General features: G+C 45.6%; 17 protein-coding genes and 1 riboswitch. Of the genes, 10 read left to right on the plus strand and 7 right to left on the minus strand.

What is annotated here, in order from left to right:
* Nucleotides 1-537: 537 nt before the first annotated feature.
* A complete protein-coding gene (locus tag CEF13_RS00555; RefSeq protein ID WP_102708940.1) occupies nucleotides 538-732 on the plus strand; it encodes an aspartyl-phosphate phosphatase Spo0E family protein in 195 nt (64 codons plus the stop codon).
* On the opposite strand, the gene tadA is transcribed toward CEF13_RS00555, so the two are convergent.
* Nucleotides 733-1197: a tRNA adenosine(34) deaminase TadA gene (gene tadA / locus CEF13_RS00560; RefSeq protein WP_102708941.1), complete on the minus strand. Its 465-nt coding sequence runs from the start codon at nucleotides 1195-1197 to the stop codon at nucleotides 733-735. It abuts the gene before it with no gap.
* A gap of 254 nt (nucleotides 1198-1451) precedes the next feature.
* Between tadA and CEF13_RS00565 the strand changes: the two genes are divergently transcribed.
* From CEF13_RS00565 to rluF, 3 genes are all read left to right on the plus strand, one after another.
* Nucleotides 1452-3278 (plus strand): ATP-binding protein, encoded by a 1827-nt coding sequence (locus tag CEF13_RS00565; protein WP_243864884.1) that lies wholly within the window; start codon nucleotides 1452-1454, stop codon nucleotides 3276-3278.
* 124 nt (nucleotides 3279-3402) lie between these two features.
* Nucleotides 3403-4113, plus strand: coding sequence for an NAD(P)H-binding protein (locus CEF13_RS00570; protein WP_279589022.1), 711 nt, complete (start codon nucleotides 3403-3405; stop codon nucleotides 4111-4113).
* Nucleotides 4114-4120: 7 nt separating this feature from the next.
* Nucleotides 4121-4822, plus strand: a complete 702-nt coding sequence (gene rluF / locus CEF13_RS00575; RefSeq protein ID WP_102708943.1) for a 23S rRNA pseudouridine(2604) synthase RluF — start codon at nucleotides 4121-4123, stop codon at nucleotides 4820-4822.
* Nucleotides 4823-4902: 80 nt separating this feature from the next.
* On the opposite strand, the gene CEF13_RS00580 is transcribed toward rluF, so the two are convergent.
* Both CEF13_RS00580 and motA read right to left on the minus strand, forming a co-directional pair.
* Nucleotides 4903-5748: a flagellar motor protein MotB gene (locus tag CEF13_RS00580; protein WP_102708944.1), complete on the minus strand. Its 846-nt coding sequence runs from the start codon at nucleotides 5746-5748 to the stop codon at nucleotides 4903-4905.
* Nucleotides 5732-6532, minus strand: coding sequence for a flagellar motor stator protein MotA (gene motA, locus CEF13_RS00585; RefSeq protein ID WP_102716129.1), 801 nt, complete (start codon nucleotides 6530-6532; stop codon nucleotides 5732-5734). Before motA ends, CEF13_RS00580 begins: the two co-directional genes overlap by 17 nt.
* A gap of 181 nt (nucleotides 6533-6713) precedes the next feature.
* On the opposite strand from motA, the gene CEF13_RS00590 reads away from it, so the two are divergent.
* Nucleotides 6714-7007 carry a hypothetical protein gene (locus CEF13_RS00590; RefSeq protein WP_102708945.1) on the plus strand — a complete coding sequence of 98 codons (294 nt, stop codon included), beginning with the start codon at nucleotides 6714-6716 and terminating at the stop codon, nucleotides 7005-7007.
* 88 nt (nucleotides 7008-7095) lie between these two features.
* Here CEF13_RS00590 and CEF13_RS00595 read toward each other — a convergent pair whose 3' ends face one another.
* The gene (locus CEF13_RS00595; RefSeq protein WP_243864886.1) at nucleotides 7096-7623 is read right to left on the minus strand and encodes a GNAT family N-acetyltransferase; all 528 of its coding nucleotides are present in this window, start codon (nucleotides 7621-7623) and stop codon (nucleotides 7096-7098) included.
* Between the two features lie 117 nt (nucleotides 7624-7740).
* Between CEF13_RS00595 and CEF13_RS00600 the strand changes: the two genes are divergently transcribed.
* Nucleotides 7741-8973: an MFS transporter gene (locus CEF13_RS00600; RefSeq protein WP_102708946.1), complete on the plus strand. Its 1233-nt coding sequence runs from the start codon at nucleotides 7741-7743 to the stop codon at nucleotides 8971-8973.
* Nucleotides 8974-9225: 252 nt separating this feature from the next.
* Here CEF13_RS00600 and CEF13_RS00605 read toward each other — a convergent pair whose 3' ends face one another.
* Nucleotides 9226-9702, minus strand: a complete 477-nt coding sequence (locus tag CEF13_RS00605) for a C40 family peptidase (protein WP_424991996.1) — start codon at nucleotides 9700-9702, stop codon at nucleotides 9226-9228.
* A 3-nt stretch (nucleotides 9703-9705) separates the two neighbouring features.
* Nucleotides 9706-9857, minus strand: a riboswitch (cyclic di-AMP (ydaO/yuaA leader).
* Nucleotides 9858-10470: 613 nt separating this feature from the next.
* On the opposite strand from CEF13_RS00605, the gene CEF13_RS00610 reads away from it, so the two are divergent.
* Nucleotides 10471-10680, plus strand: coding sequence for a hypothetical protein (locus CEF13_RS00610; protein WP_102708947.1), 210 nt, complete (start codon nucleotides 10471-10473; stop codon nucleotides 10678-10680).
* Here CEF13_RS00610 and CEF13_RS00615 read toward each other — a convergent pair.
* Nucleotides 10675-11487, minus strand: a complete 813-nt coding sequence (locus CEF13_RS00615; protein ID WP_102708948.1) for a hypothetical protein — start codon at nucleotides 11485-11487, stop codon at nucleotides 10675-10677. The genes CEF13_RS00610 and CEF13_RS00615 overlap by 6 nt on opposite strands.
* Nucleotides 11488-11514: 27 nt before the next feature.
* Nucleotides 11515-13530, minus strand: a complete 2016-nt coding sequence (locus CEF13_RS00620) for a M1 family metallopeptidase (protein ID WP_102708949.1) — start codon at nucleotides 13528-13530, stop codon at nucleotides 11515-11517.
* A gap of 105 nt (nucleotides 13531-13635) precedes the next feature.
* Between CEF13_RS00620 and CEF13_RS00625 the strand changes: the two genes are divergently transcribed.
* The 3 genes from CEF13_RS00625 to CEF13_RS00635 all read left to right on the plus strand — a co-directional run bounded on the left by CEF13_RS00625 (nucleotide 13636) and on the right by CEF13_RS00635 (nucleotide 15516).
* Nucleotides 13636-14160 (plus strand): YwhD family protein, encoded by a 525-nt coding sequence (locus tag CEF13_RS00625; RefSeq protein ID WP_102708950.1) that lies wholly within the window; start codon nucleotides 13636-13638, stop codon nucleotides 14158-14160.
* Nucleotides 14161-14461: 301 nt separating this feature from the next.
* On the plus strand, nucleotides 14462-14914 hold the full coding sequence (locus CEF13_RS00630; RefSeq protein WP_244917029.1) for a sigma-70 family RNA polymerase sigma factor: 453 nt from the start codon (nucleotides 14462-14464) through the stop codon (nucleotides 14912-14914).
* Entirely contained in the window at nucleotides 14911-15516 is a 606-nt protein-coding gene (locus CEF13_RS00635) for a hypothetical protein (RefSeq protein ID WP_102708952.1), read from the plus strand. The genes CEF13_RS00630 and CEF13_RS00635 overlap by 4 nt, the downstream gene beginning before the upstream one ends.
* The last annotated feature ends 16 nt before the right edge of the window (nucleotides 15517-15532 follow it).

The raw sequence follows: 15532 nt of genomic DNA on the forward strand, positions 1-15532 counted from the left end.
AATTTTACTTCATACCTTCTTATATTACAAATGGATTTATCCTCATAATTATAGGCAGAAAGGGATATTTCCGCTGTGAATAGAAGCATATAAATGGATTTGCAGCCTCATCAATTTAACCCGTTTTTCTCACTTCAGCTCTCTCATAATGCATACAATAACGATCAAGGCTCGTTGACTGTTTTTTGCAAATTTATTATTAAAACGACACAGCATACGACAGATGGCTTATCACGATAATGGGATAAAGTACCGAACAATGCCAGAGTGCGCGTAATAGCATGAATCGTAAGCCTCATATGGGTTTAACGAGCAGGAAAAAGAGTACGATAAATGGCCATAATGGATTAAATGCTGGATTAATTTACTAGTAAAAAAGACCTATAAAATGGAATAAATAGCATCGAATTGTCGAATGATGCCCGAAAATTATCTTCATTCGTCGACATGTTTTTACAAACTCTTCAATAAGTCGAGAGTATAATAGATTTATGACCTACACGAGTGCTTGATAAGGAGCGTGCCCCAAAGCGACCTATGGACAAAAATCGTTTACTTATACAATTGCAGTCGCTGCGGCAAAAGCTTCATGAAATAGCCGAGGCACGCGGCAGTTTGACAGATCCCGAAGTTCTAGCGATCAGTGAAGAGGCCGATCAACTTATTGTTGCATTGCAGCATATTCAACGAGATGAGCTAACCGATATCTCGATACGTCGTGACGATCTATAATTAACGTTTACGAAGCTTACGGAAAAACTGAGTTAATAAAGCTGCGCATTCAGGCTGTAATATATTACTTGTGAGCTCCGTTTCATGGTTGAAACGGGGCTCTTGCAGCAAGTTCATAAGTGTTCCGGCACAGCCGGCCTTAGGATCGGAAGTACCGTATACGACTCGTTTAACTCGGGCCTGCACGATGGCTCCGGCGCACATGGGACAAGGCTCCAATGTGACGTATAACGTACAGTCTAACAATCTCCAAGCGCCAATGCGTTCGCAGGCGTCCCGAATGGCAACCATTTCGGCATGCGCGGTCGGATCAAACCGCGTTTCTCTAAGGTTGTAGCCCCGTCCAATAATTTCATTGTTGCGTACAACTACAGCTCCGATGGGAACTTCCCCGATTTGCTCAGCTTTGTTCGCTTCGGCGATTGCTTCCAGCATCCATTTCTGATCTTCTTGTTCTCTTATCATTAGGTGAGTACTCCTTTACAAATCATTCATTATACAACGAACAAATATTCTGTTGTTAACATGTGGTGGATAACATTGTGGATAACTATACTGATATACACATAACTACACACAATTTATTAAGGTATGTGGATAATATATGTTGATAATGTGAATAAGTTGTGGATAGTTAATTGTAAATGGATACAGATCTCGAAAGTTATGATCATTTGATCGTAACTACATGCTTACCTTTTCAAAGGATGTGTCGTTCATTGTCGATTAAAATGAAATTTTCCGTGTTAATTATGCTTATCGTATTAATATTTTTCATTTTTAACCACATTTTGAACGAGTATGCCATGATTCATGGTATGCGAGAACATGCACAGCAGACGATGCAGGATACCTCCACGCATGTGGCCAGTTCATTTGCTTATTATGAGAAGCAGCTTCAAGGCGATTCCTATTATATGAAAGAGAATGAATCGGGCCCAGAACATATTTTTGACATCGTAAAGTCATTAAATCCAAATATAAAGGAAGTATCCGTATTTGAGCAAGGATCATTAGTGGTTTCCTATGGAACCTATACCTATCTGGACTCTACTAGTGATTACTCCATTATTAATGGTTTAGAAAAAAATAAATTTGTACTGCGAAAAATGAAAATTAATGGTGTGCCTTATTTCCGCAGCTACTATGCGGCCGATCAAATAGGCAATCATATTATAAGTATTGTATATGATGGCGTTGGCATTACAAAGCTAGTCAGCCAAAGACGCAATGAAACACTGGTTTATACAGGTATTTCGTTAGTATTTGTGTTATTTATCAGCTATTGGCTGGTTGGAGCAATGATAAGGCCTTTGAAGGACATTTTGTGGAAGGTAAATGAGGTTTCATCCGCACGGTTTCATCAGCCAATTCAAATCAAGAGTAAGGACGAATTTGGTTTGCTTGCACTGAAGGTCAATGCGATGTCGCAAAATTTAAGCATATATATGAATAAGCTGCGAAGAGCATTCGAGGAAAACCGGCGCATGAAGGAGCATTTAGAGTCATTTATTAATAATACGAGCGATGCCATTCATTTGATTGATTTAGATGGAAAGGTCATTCAAGTTAATCGTGCCTTCGAGCTATTATTCGGCTATGAAGAGGAGGAGGCGATAGGCCTCATCTATCCGACCTTGCCAGACTCCCATAAATCGGAGAAGAGACATATGCTGGACCAGCTGTTAGCGGGCAAGGTGCTTCCCGCGCTGGAAACGACGAGAGTGACAAAGACAGGTGAAATGATTCCGGTTAGCGTAACCATTTCGCCAATTCGTGATTCGGATGGAACGATTCGCGCATTTGCCAGTATTTCAAGAGATATGCGAAGCCGCAACAAGATGGAGGAGCTGCTTCGAAGATCGGAGAAATTGACGACAGTAGGTCAGCTTGCAGCAGGCGTTGCTCATGAAATTCGCAATCCGCTTACAACGCTTCGCGGCTTTCTGCAGCTTCAACAGGAGAGCAAGAAGTTCACTTTATCCCATGTAAGTCTTATGCTCTCTGAACTTGATCGCATCAATCTTATTGTTGGCGAATTTCTAATATTGGCTAAACCTCAAGCTACAAGGTTTATTACGAAAGACATCAGAGATGTGCTTCATGACGTAATAGCACTAATGAACAGTGAGGCCATACTTCATGATATTGAATTTCGTGTTTCCTTCACAGAGGAGGACTGTCGAATATCATGTGAAGAAAACCAGCTCAAGCAGGTATTTATCAACCTGCTGAAGAATGCTATCGAAGCCATGCCGAGCGGCGGCTTGATTCACATTAATATTACTCGCAAACGAGAGTTTATTTCCATTTCAATAACAGACGAGGGAATGGGCATTCCTGAGGATATGATTGCGAAGATTGGTGATCCTTTCTTCACAGGCAAGGAAACAGGAACGGGTCTCGGTATTATGGTCAGCCAGCGTATTATTAATACACATCGCGGCACAATGGATATAAAGAGTCAGCTTCATGTAGGTACAACGGTACAATTAATGCTTCCAGCTTTGAAAGAAGGAAGCGAGAGCAGTATACTAGAAACATAAGCACGGACGGGAGCTTCTAGAGGGATAACGAAGGGAGAGATCAGCGCTGGGTAAGCAAGCAGATAAGAAGAAACTGCGCCAGAAAGCTTTTTCGCCGCAGAGTGAAGCGTCCAGCTATACATGTCTGGTAGTTGGAGCATCGGGTCTTGTAGGCTCTGCACTGCTCAAGCAGCTCGTTCATGACCCTTTAGTTAAGAAAATAACAGTTCTCTCAAGAAGTGAATTAGAGGTCTTAGGATTAGGAAATTTAAATACAATCTCTAAGCTGCGTGTAATTGTAGCTCCTTTAGACGATCTTGAATCTGCTTTGCAAAATGTGAGTGTGGATGTGGTATTCTGTACACTCGGCACAACCATGAAAGCAGCAAAAACACAGGAAGCGTTTCGCAAAGTCGATTATGAATATCCGCTTGCATTGGCTGAGTGGGCTAAGAGCAAGGGAGCCGCTCATTATTTAGTCGTAACCGCACTCGGCGCATCTTCGAGCTCTATGTTTTTTTATAGCAGAGTGAAGGGAGAGCTTCAGGAGAAGCTGGCCAAGCTGGAGCAGCCGATTGTTCATGTGTTTCAGCCATCCCTTCTGCTTGGAGAAAGGAAAACCGCTAGAAGAGGAGAATCCATCGGTGCATGGTTCTCGAAATCATTGCAATTTATGATGGTTGGCCCACTGCGAAAATACAGGGCGATTAAAGGCGAGGATGTCGCTAGGGCTATGAAGCGAGCAGCAGGCGAGGCTATGCTGATAAGCAGCAAGCATGTTACGATAACAGAAACAGCTATTCAGTATTATACATCGGAGAAAATAGCCAAGCTGGCATTACATACAACGGGGTGAAGCAGCTTTGAGGATTAATAAATTTATTAGTGAAACGGGTTATTGCTCTAGACGTGAGGCGGACAAGCTGGTAGACAGCGGCCGTGTCACCATTAACGGAGCGCCAGCACAGCTTGGCAGCCAAGCAGAGCAAGGCGATGATGTCCGTGTGGATGGGCGAAAAATTGGTGAACAGAAGCGTCATGTATATATAGCGCTCAATAAACCAGTTGGCATCACAAGCACAACTGAACCGCATATTAAAGGAAATATTGTTGATTTTGTCGGTCATAGCGAACGTATCTTTCCAATCGGTAGATTGGACAAGGATTCAGAAGGGCTCATTCTGTTGACCAACGACGGTGATGTCGTTAATCCGATTCTTCGTTCGGAAGGAAAGCATGAGAAGGAGTATTTGGTTACAGTAGATCGGCCGCTAACGGCTGCATTCTTGCAGGGAATGTCGAGCGGCGTGCATATTCTTGGGAGCATGACGCTGCCATGTGAAGTTACGAGAGTTACTGACCGTGTATTCCGCATTATATTGACAGAAGGGCGTAATCGGCAAATTCGCAGAATGTGTGAGGCTTTCGGCTTTCATGTGAGAAGGCTGCAGCGGCAGCGAATCATGAACATCCATCTTGCTGGCCTTCCCGTTGGCAAGTGGCGGGATTTGACGGAAGCGGAGAAGAATACACTATTTCAAACGTTAAGCTATGAGCCTGTGTAAGTAGCATCAAAAACAAAGAACCCCTGATTTAACCCGGCTAAGCGGGTTAATCAGGGGTTTTTGACGATACGTAAATAGGATTATTCCGTAACGGAAAGCTTTTGAGTCAATTTTGGATCGGCATAAGTATGAATAATGGATACTTCAACGCGGCGATTTTTGGCTCGGCCTTCCACTGTTTTGTTATCACCAACAGGGCGATATTCTCCAAATCCCATAGCGCTGAAGCGCTCGGGCTTTAATTGTTTATTTTCAAGCAAAATATCCATAAACCGAATAGCACGCATGGAGCTTAAATCCCAGTTGGATTTGAAAAATACAGTAGAAATCGGTTTATCGTCCGTATGTCCGGAAACGACAACCTCATAGTTGGGATACAGCTGCAGCAATTTACCGATCGCTATAGCCAGTTCCTTGGATTCCGGCTTGACGTTTGCTTGTGCGGGTGCAAACAGCGCACTGTCGCTAATCGTAATCATAAGCTGTGAGAAATTAAGCTTTGTTTCAAGATCAGAGGTTAGACCGTTCTTCTCAATATAATCGTCAACTTTCTTCTTGAGATCCTCAAGCTCGGCTTGTTCCTGCTTTATAAGCTCTTCACGTGCTTTATCTTCAGCGTCCTGCTCGTTCGCCGAATCCTTGGTTTTGTCGGACTGATTTTTTTTATTTCCAATCACATCACTCTTTTTGCCGTCATCGTCACCTTGTCTTATGACAGAGGTCTCGCTAAGAACGCCGCTGCCGCTGCTAAGGACAATATTGAATGCATGCGACATCTCTTCGAACTTTTTGACGTCAACAGAGTTCATCGAATATAACACGATAAAGAGGGCGAGCAGCAGGGTGAGCAAGTCAGCATATGGAATGAGCCAGGATTCGTCAACATGCTCCTCGTGTTCTTCGTGCTTCCTATGCTTTTTGCTCAACGGCTCCTTCCTCCTTCTCTTTCATCTTCAATCTTTCCGTAGGTGTTAGGAATACCGATAGCTTCTGATTGATGGCAATGGTCGATACGCCGGATTGAATGGAAAGCAGGCCTTCAACCATCATAAGACGGATTTGAATTTCTTGCTTCGACATACGCTTCAGCTTATTGGCAATGGGATGCCAAAGTACATATCCTGTAAATATACCGAGCAATGTGGCCATAAACGCCCCGGCGATGGCATGCGCAAGCTTGCCCATATCACTCATATCCGCAAGTGCGGCAATCAAGCCGACAACCGCACCGAGTACCCCGAGTGTAGGCGCGTAAGTCCCCGCTTGAGTGAATATGAGAGCTCCCGCTTTATGACGGTCTTCTGTAGCCGCTATATCTTCAAGCAGAACATCGCGAACGAGGTCCTGATCATTTCCGTCAATAATCATCCGCATGCCGTTGCGTAGGAAGGCGTCTTCTATTTCATCTACTTTAGCTTCCAGGGCGAGCAAGCCTTCACGGCGAGTAATAGATGCCCACTCCATAAATTTTCCAATAAGCTCTTCGCGCGGAGTCAGTTTTTGCTCGGAAAATACCATTTTGAACAGCTTTCCAAGCTTAGCCAGCTCGGCCATCGGAAAAGCAATCATAACCGATGCGATTGTACCTAATATAATGATCATAAACGCAGCCGGATTTAGGAGAGCCGACAGGTGTGCCCCTTTTAATACCATGCCTCCAAGCACAGCAACCAAACCTAATACAAGTCCAATAATTGTTGAATTTTTCATCATACACCCCGTCCAAATCATTTTCGACATTTCTCTACTTCTTTTATTATCGTCAAATAGGTATTCTGAAGTTAGAGTAATTGAAACGATTTGAAGAGAATACGTTAAAATTTGATAAAATGCGGTAGAATAATAGGAAGAAGTGAAAAAACTATGACGATGATAAAGGTGGTTTACGGAAATGGGAGTTAGACATGCAAGAGAATATGCAGATATATTGAAGGATTTGACAGCAGCGGTAGGGAATATTGAAGGAAGCTATACTTTTTTTGAAATGGAAGAAGATGAATGGGTGGTTCTTCCGGAAGAGGATCGTCACGAAGTAATGGAAGCGTTGGCAGATGATGTTTTTTTTGGCTTGGGTGAAGACCCAGTTATTGCAGTAGGCAATGGCACCATTACCTACAATAGCAAGCACCACATCATTGAGGTGTCTCAGGGCGATAAGGTCACGCAAATGATCAGATTGATCTAAATTCAATAACTTCAAGCAACAAATGAATTTCTTATCGGTTCTTTACAATTAGGAAGGACTCGATTAGAATGTCATTTAATATTAGATGCTACATCTTTGGATCAACAGGCTCGAACACCATGCAATGGCATTCGGACACACCTTCTTGTTTAGTGATGACATACGTATCCGTAATGCAGAAGCCTGCTTGCTCATATGCTCGTATAGCACGTTTATTCCATACTAGCACTTCCAAATCGATTTCATGCTCGGGTTCGCGTCTGCGCGCCTCTAAGGCTATGCAATGGGCAAAGGCTGGGCCGAGGCCTTGGCTGCATAGGTCCGGCCGCAGACCGAGGCCGAGCCTAGTCACGCCGGCAATAGGAAAAAACTGCGCATAACCAATTAATTCAAGCTGATTGCCGAGAACTGCTACATACTGCGCAGCTCGTAGGACGGAATCGCCAAACTCGGTTCCGTCCCTTTTCATTTTTTCCCAAGAAGGCCAATTATAAATGTCGAAGGGTGCCTCGTAGCTCCATTTACAAATATTCTCGACATGTTCTATTTCAAGTGGATGTATAGTCATGGCAATTGATTCTCGTTTATAATAAGGGGAGCTTTGTGAATAGTTCATAAGTGAGATACCTCCATTACTTATTCTGCCTTACAGCGTGTAAAATGGTTCAAACAGGATTATTATATCAGCTAGGCAAAATGGGCTATGTGTGTGTACATAAGGAGAAGCATTAGCATGAAAAAATTATTATGGCTCGGCTGCTTGTCATATTTAATTATTGGAGTTGCCCATGTTGTGGGCGGCGCAATTATGGAACAATTAATCGAGCACTATGGCTTGACCTACAAAGACGGCGGACAATGGATTATGAATCAGTTTCTCGGCTTTCTGGTCGGTGTTTTGTTTGCACCATCCATAACAGCTAGAATAGGGAAAAGAGGAGCTGTACTCATTGCGATCGGTATATTGACCGTAAGCGAAGCAGCCTATAGTCTACTATTACCTTGGGGCTGGATGTTGACAATTGCGCCGCTGGCTGGACTTGGCTTCGGTATGACAGAGGCCGTCGTAGGTGCTATGATAATCGATTTGTGGAAGAATGGCAAAGCATCGGCTATGAGCCGCCTTGAAACATTTTTTGGTGTCGGAGCGCTGCTTATTCCTATTGCGGCAGCTTATTTAATCCAGCACCACGTCTGGCAGCTTTCTTTCCCCATTCTCGCGGCGATGTCTGGCATAACATTCGTACTTTGGATGACATTATCATTTGGCGAGTTGGATGACCAGCTGGGCATTATTCCTCGTACTTCAAAAGAATCAAATGAACACCATAAGACAGATGGTATGGCCGTGTCTGGAAAGTCCGCTTTCTTTGGATATCAGCGCAAGGCTTTGCCGTTTCTACTGCTGTCGGCATTGTTTTTTATGATTTACGTTGGTATGGAGATGAGCTTTTCCAATTATTTGCCTGCCATTCTGATCGGCCGTTCAGGAGTAGCAGAGGCTAGTGCGGCAGCCGTACTTGGTTTATTCTGGGGTACGATGGTGGTAGGTCGTTTATTTGCCGGCGTGTTAGCGGATCGAATAGGCTATTCACGCTACTTGCTCATAGCAACAATCGGAGCTTCAGGTGTATTCATCTTAATGGCATTGATGGGTCAGCTTAGCTGGATGCTCATATTTGTAGGGCTGAGCGGTTTATTCTTCTCTGGAATTTTTGGTATTGCACTCGTATATGCGAATGTACTCATACCTGGCATGACAGAAAGAACGACGAGTTTGCTCGTCGCATGCGGTGGCCTAGGCGGAGCCATTTTCCCTCGTGTAACAGGTTGGTTTATGGATCAATACAGCGTTCAGTCGACCTTATGGTATATAAGTATTCTAGTCGTGCTAATGCTGCTTCTGCTCGGAATAATGCTCGTGCTTGGCAGAGGACAAACCGCACACAAGCCGCTTGGGGAGTAATAGAAATTAAAATTTGAATAATCTTCTTGATCCATAAAACAAAAAACCTTTGCATTCGTTGTTTCAAAACGGATGCAAAGGTTTATTTAATAGTATACAAATAAGCTGGGCCATAGCGTTCTTACTGTTTCATACCAAATCAGTTCAGGATGAATCAACAAAGCCGCATTTGGCTTGTCTTTGAAAGACAACCTCATGCGGCTTTGTTGGCTGAGCTTACGCAATTGTCCACTGAAGGGCAATCATTAAGCTCTATTTGACTTCTGCATAATTCACGAAAGATTCCGAATCCATAACACGACGCGCAGTTACGTAACGGCTCTCATAATAGGAAGAGCTAAGTTTGTCTGTTACCACGCCTCTGCTGGAGGATGAATGTGCAAACTTGCCATCACCAATATAGATGCCTACATGGGAAACGGTGCTGTTGTTGCTGCCGACTGTATCGAAGAATACGAGATCTCCGGGTACGAGTTCATCCTTAGCAACTTTCGTGCCTGATTTCGCTTGAGCAGCGGATGTGCGCGGAAGTTCAATGCCCATTTTTTCGAACACATAGCTCGTAAAACCGGAGCAATCAAAGCCTTTCGACGTCGTTCCACCGCTTTTGTACGGACTACCCATAACATCATCGATAAATCCGTTTAGTTTGGAGTCTGCGAAAGCGCTTCCCGCCTGAGAGGCGAGCATAATAACGAGACCCAAAAGTAGTATTGTAACCTTTTTCAATTGTGGAGCTCCTTCCAATGCCGACGAGGTTAGCTGTGGGGTTCGGTTGAAGGCTCCCTATGATTCCTCAGGCGCTGCAAAAAATCAGACGTCGGAATCAATTCACCCAGAGTGGTTCCCCCGTATCCCCGAAGGGAATTAGGCTGTTTTTTTATTACTCTTGGAAATATTCGCTTATTTTCGTTAATCTCCTGCCTTTATAATCTAATTCTAATAATTCTCATGTAACCTTTTGACTAATAGCTTCGTTTCATCATCTTTCTTGTAATATAACTAAAAATGTAATGGTGCTTTCTAACTATATGAATAACTCATTTTCATTAATTATGTATATGTGTTTCAAAATATTCCGATACGTCCTAATGCCCCTATTGCTATGGGACTAGTTGAAAGCCTAGTAAATAGCGGGAGTTTCCTATTTTATTTACGAAAAATTAAAAATATCTCATCTAAAAAAACCTCCATAGAAACACATAGAGCTCGGAGCGGCAGTCGAGCGGCGAATGTGATGCAGAAGTGCAGCACATAGATCTCGAAGCGGTAGCCGAGCGGCGAATGTGATGCAGAAGTGTAGCACATGGAGCTCGGAGTGGTAGCCGAGCGGCGAATGTGATGCAGAAGTGCAGCACATGGAGCTCGGAGCGGCAGTCGGGCGGCGAATGTGATGCAGAAGTGCAGCACATGGAGCTCGGAGCGGCAGTCGGGCGGCGAATGTGATGCAGAAGTGCAGCACATAGAGCTCGGAGCGGCAGTCGAGCGGCGAATGTGATGCAGAAGTGCAGCACATGGAGCTCAGAGCGGCAGCCGAGCGGCGAATGTGATGCAGAAGTGATGCAGAAGTGCAGTACATGGAGCTCGGAGCGGCAGCCGGGCGGGCCGGAAGGTTTATATGATGATGATCTTAGAGATCAAAATAAAGCAAAAAGCTTCCGTAATCCTCTGAAATCGAGGAACCGGAAGCTTTTTTTACGATTATAATTTGGTTTGTAAGCATTCGTACTGAGTCGTAATCGTCCATATTTTCATCAAGGTTCGGATGAAATGGTAGCTCTGGTGTAGGATAAGGGCGAACAAACCGGCCCAGATCATCGACAAGCCGGAGACAACCAGGCCTAACGCAACACCGATGCCCCACATGAGCAGTGAAACTGCTGCAAAAGAAAGAAAGTTTCTTAAAGCGCGCCACAGGCTGCTCAGAATGCCTTCACCTGTTGCCGCGCCGAACTGCATGGCTAGTGAGAGCAGATGAAGCACGGTCCCCCATAGGAGCCATATAGCGGCCCCAGGGAGCGTCGCCTGCAGCATCTCCGGAATGGAGTGGCTCGACAGCAAAGTGTTAAGTGCGCGAGGCAGCAGCCACCAGGCGGGAGCGAGCGTCAATATGGATTCGATCCAATAGAGCAGCATGACGGGCTTCCAAGCTTTGCGAATGCCTTCCAAGAAGCGAGTGCCGGAATGATTCCTCGCTTGATTCAGAGAATAGAACAACCCGGCATTAAACAAAGGCGTGAGCAGCATTCTAATGACGAGCAGACCGCCAAGTGTCCATACATACGGTGTGATGAGATCTGTTTTGAACAGCTGGAACTGAGCTTCTGTCACGAAGACCTCTCTGGCAACGTCAGAAGGATAGGCGCTCGGGTATCGCCGAAGCAGTGGTGAGACAACCGAATCAATGAATCGGTATAAGAAGAACCCCCAGATTAGCTGGTAAAGGAATAGTAGAACCACGAGGTGGAAATGCTTGACCGCGAGCTGCCAGCCTTGCTTCATATGTATCTTCATATTTTATCGCTCCTTGAACACAATTACTTACCAGCCAAGCGTCCCGATCAGCCCCTCAATGATCGTTACTATACCTAAGCTCCAACGTGTGCGTGTTTCTTCTGGAAGCTGAGCCTGCATATAGTTGTTGATGAGCTTATTATCGAGCACGTTGCTGTGATCGGGATCGATGTACACCCATGATAGAGGGGCAGAATGCAGCTGCTTGTACTGAATGTGCATATCTTCCGCGTTCCAACGTTTCGTAATTTTTGTGCCATCTGTGAACTGGAGTACAATTGGAATGACTCCGTTGCTTCCGCCGTTTTTGCTAATGAGCACAACTGACTCGTACATTTGGATGCCGTTTTGCATGACTGGCTTGACCTGTATGGAATCTACGGAGAAGTCTGCCATTTGATCGTCGTACACATAATGCCTAAAATAATCATTCCATTTTGTTTTGGTTACCTGCTCCACTACACGCTGGAAATCGGCTGTTGAAGGATGTTTGAATTTATATTTTTGGAAATACGTGCGCATGATTTTTTGCATCGTTCTTGATCCAACCTGATTCTCGATGCCGATGAGTACGAGCTTTGCTCTCATATATACATTTTCAGCATATTGGGTGTGGCTTCGATAGGACCAAGAAAGCTGCTTGAGCGGCGCTGGATCTGTCATATAACTGGCTTCAACGCGCAGGTTGGATGAAAGACCATAGGCCGTTTCCATCACTTTGTCCTCGGCATAGGAAGTAAAGCCTTCGTCCAGCCATGCTTCTTCGAACTCGTTGGAGGCAACCATGCCATACCAGAATTGATGGCCGATTTCATGCACGACCGTTCTTTCAAGATCATAGCCGGGGTTCGTACTCTCCGCTGCAAACGCCGTTACGAGCGTAGGATACTCCATTCCTCCCGCACCGCCTGCGCCTTTAGGAGGCACAACGATAGACAGTGTGCTATAAGGGTATTCGCCATACCACTTCGCGTAGCTCGACAGGGCAGATTTCGCTGCATGCATATAACGGTCCTTAAGCGCAGCATGGGAAGGATCGAGATAAAGCTTGATTCTTACGCCAGGGATGCCAGTATCCGAATAGGCGGTTTCCTCGTAGACGAAATCCGGCGATGCCGACCATGCAAAATCATGGACGTCATCAGCATAAAATTGATAGATCTTCGTTTGATCCTTCATTTCAATGGCTTTAGTCTGAAAGCCGGTTGCGGCGACCGTATAGGACTCGGGTACATGGATGCGAACGCTGTAAATACCGAAGTCGCTGTAAAACTCAGAATTGCCATGATATTGATGCGCATTCCAGCCTTCTTCTGCGCGGCCGCGTGTTCCAACCGTTTCATATACAGCTACTTTCGGGAACCATTGACCAGCCATCACAAAGTCGCCAGAGTAGCCCATTCTTGCAAAAACCTCAGGGAGCTTGACTTCAAAGCTCATGCGGAGGGTGACCGATTCACCAGGGGCAACTGGCTCAGGCAGCCGGATTCTAGCTAAGGTGAAGTCATTCTCATTGCCGTCATCCGGCTGCGCATATTGCAGGCGCGGCAGAAGGCTCTCTCCGCCTTCGGTTTGCAGCGTTAGCAGCTTCATATAACCAATACTGTTTGATGTTGCTTTATCCTGACGCAGCTTGCCGCCGGACTCTTGCATAAACGTTGTTTTGCCGGACTGGAACGCATTAGGATACAAGTTGAAATAGAGCTCGGACACTGTTTTTTTGCCTGGGTTGATCCAGGTTACGGTTTGCTCCCCGTCGAGATGCTTTGCATCCTCGCGCAATTGAACATCGATATGATATTCAACAATTCGCTTGCTAAGGGACTGCGGCTTCGGAGTTAACACCGTATTCGGTTCCTGAACGGCAGGCGGCTTGGACGAATTCTGGGCAGCAACTGGTGCTTGCGGAGCTTTGCCGGCAGGGGCGAAGGCATAAGTATATTGCGATTGCCAGGCTGCTCCGAAACCGTACTGCACAGATATGCCGAGCGTGACGACTGCGAGTATTACGAATATGAATCGTTTGAAATAGCGTGGAGTCATTGAACGTTTCCCTCCCGTTGACAAGCATCTACAGCATGTATATGTTTGCTTTTCGAGGAATATTAGCTAAAATGGAATTAATGTATGGGGAAGGTGTGAATAAACGTGACCGAAGAACAAGAACAGCCGGTACAGCCGGAAAAAAAGGAAAAGAAATCACTGTCGCTCAATGTAGTGAGCAGCAAAAAACATAAAGGCTTTGGGGCAGGAGCTATCGATTTAAGCGCGGTATCCTGCATTATCATTGATGATGGCGTTGCCTATATCGACGTAGGCGCTATGCACGCAAAGAGCAAGGTCGAGCGCGGCATTAAGTTCACGCCAAATAAAGAAGATACGCCAAATGGCCGTCAATGCTGGATTGTATGGGTTGCAGTTGATCGAAATGAAGAGGGCTCTTACTATGCAGGAGCAACGGCTTGCGAGATGCTAATTGATACGGAAGCGCGCCGCGGCTGGAAAATTCTTGCCGATCATGTAAATAAGCTCGATCAATCACTTAAACGCCGTTATAATTTGACGGAGCTGGGCGATGTAGACAGAGCAGCGCTTCGCAAGCTGCTTATGGAGCATAATCTGGAGTGGTGGGACCGCTCGCCTGACGAGCTGAAGCAATCGCTTGATGTATAACGGAAGCTTCCCAAGGTACACGGCTTAACTATAAGAAAGTTCAATTTCAATGATGAGAACCTCATCATTCGTGAAGCTTTTTCTGCGAATGATGAGGTTTTTCTTGTTATAGGGGACAGCAAAAATATTTTTTTGAAAAAGTGCAGGGTAAAAGAGATTGGTTGTCGTCTATTAGATTGGGAAGGAGGGGAGCGACATTCAAGACGAGGATTGGATCAAAGCGGTACAAAGCGGCGGGCCCGAGCATTATCGACCGTTCGTACAAGCCTATGGTCCTTATATATATAGAACAATCTTTGCAGTGCTTCATTCGCAGCATGATGCGGAGGATATTACACAGGAAGTGCTGCTGCAAATTTATCGCTCCCTCCCGGATTGCCGATTGGACGGGCTGAAGACATGGATAACCCGCATTGCCGTCAACCGGGCCATTGATTTCAAGCGAAGCCAAGCACGCAGACCTGAAGAACTGATAGGCGATGAAGCTGCGCCGCAGAGGAAACAAGAGGGCGTGTCTGCAAACCCCGCGGCGGAAACGCTGGCTATCGAGCAAGAGGATAAGCGGCACGTACAAGTACAGGTGGACAGGCTGCCGGATAACTATCGCGAAGTTGTAACGGCTTATTATATGGAAGACAAATCCTATGAACAGATTGCCGCGGAAACAGGGCTGGAACGCAAAAGCGTGGAGTCCAGACTTTACCGAGCAAGAAATTGGATGAAGCGCCACTGGCGAAAGGAGGATTTCGAATGAATGACGAGATCGACCGGAAAGATGAACACGTGAACGCGAATGATAGAATCACTGCGGAACAAATGAAACTTTATGTGCGCGGTCTATTGCCTGAAGATGAGCGCATACAGGTAGAGCAGCAAATAGAAGCAAGCGATGCTTGCTTGGAGCTGTTCATAGCAGCCGTTGAGTCGGAGGGGGCAGACGCTGCCCAGACGGTCCAGAATCCAAAGATGCTATTGCCTGATATGGAACTGCTCGAAGAGCGAGTCGTATCGCAGCTAATGGCTGAGCAGCAACAACAGAAGCTGGATCGAGCAGACGGGATACGTCCGGTTCCGACGATTGTCGAGCAGGAGAAATCCTTCCGCAGAAGCTCCTGGATGCAGCATCCGGCTACGCATTACACGGTTGCTGCGTCGATTACGCTGCTTCTGCTTGGCAGCGGTACCTTTGTTTCATTCTCGCAGAAGCTCGCGCAGCTTGATCTAGATGCAAATGCGCACAAGTCGATTCCGCCAATATCAGCCCCGGCAGATGTACAAACGGAATCGTGGTCGGACAAAATAGTCGATCAGACCGGCTCGTGGCTTGATGGACTGCAAGCGATCCGTTTTAAATAATGAAAGCTAGAAAGAA

Origin of the sequence: Paenibacillus castaneae (genome assembly GCF_002884445.1) — a bacterium.
Taxonomy (GTDB): domain Bacteria; phylum Bacillota; class Bacilli; order Paenibacillales; family Paenibacillaceae; genus Pristimantibacillus; species Pristimantibacillus castaneae.

Coding starts and splice junctions, on each gene's coding strand:
- CEF13_RS00615 (WP_102708948.1), bottom strand. CDS start 11,487: ATGAAGATACATATGAAGCAAGGCTGGCAGCTCGCGGTCAAGCATTTC.
- CEF13_RS00595 (WP_243864886.1), bottom strand. CDS start 7,623: ATGAACTATTCACAAAGCTCCCCTTATTATAAACGAGAATCAATTGCC.
- CEF13_RS00555 (WP_102708940.1), top strand. CDS start 538: ATGGACAAAAATCGTTTACTTATACAATTGCAGTCGCTGCGGCAAAAG.
- CEF13_RS00590 (WP_102708945.1), top strand. CDS start 6,714: ATGGGAGTTAGACATGCAAGAGAATATGCAGATATATTGAAGGATTTG.
- CEF13_RS00635 (WP_102708952.1), top strand. CDS start 14,911: ATGAATGACGAGATCGACCGGAAAGATGAACACGTGAACGCGAATGAT.
- CEF13_RS00620 (WP_102708949.1), bottom strand. CDS start 13,530: ATGACTCCACGCTATTTCAAACGATTCATATTCGTAATACTCGCAGTC.
- CEF13_RS00610 (WP_102708947.1), top strand. CDS start 10,471: ATGCAGAAGTGCAGCACATGGAGCTCAGAGCGGCAGCCGAGCGGCGAA.
- tadA (WP_102708941.1), bottom strand. CDS start 1,197: ATGATAAGAGAACAAGAAGATCAGAAATGGATGCTGGAAGCAATCGCC.
- motA (WP_102716129.1), bottom strand. CDS start 6,532: ATGAAAAATTCAACAATTATTGGACTTGTATTAGGTTTGGTTGCTGTG.
- CEF13_RS00600 (WP_102708946.1), top strand. CDS start 7,741: ATGAAAAAATTATTATGGCTCGGCTGCTTGTCATATTTAATTATTGGA.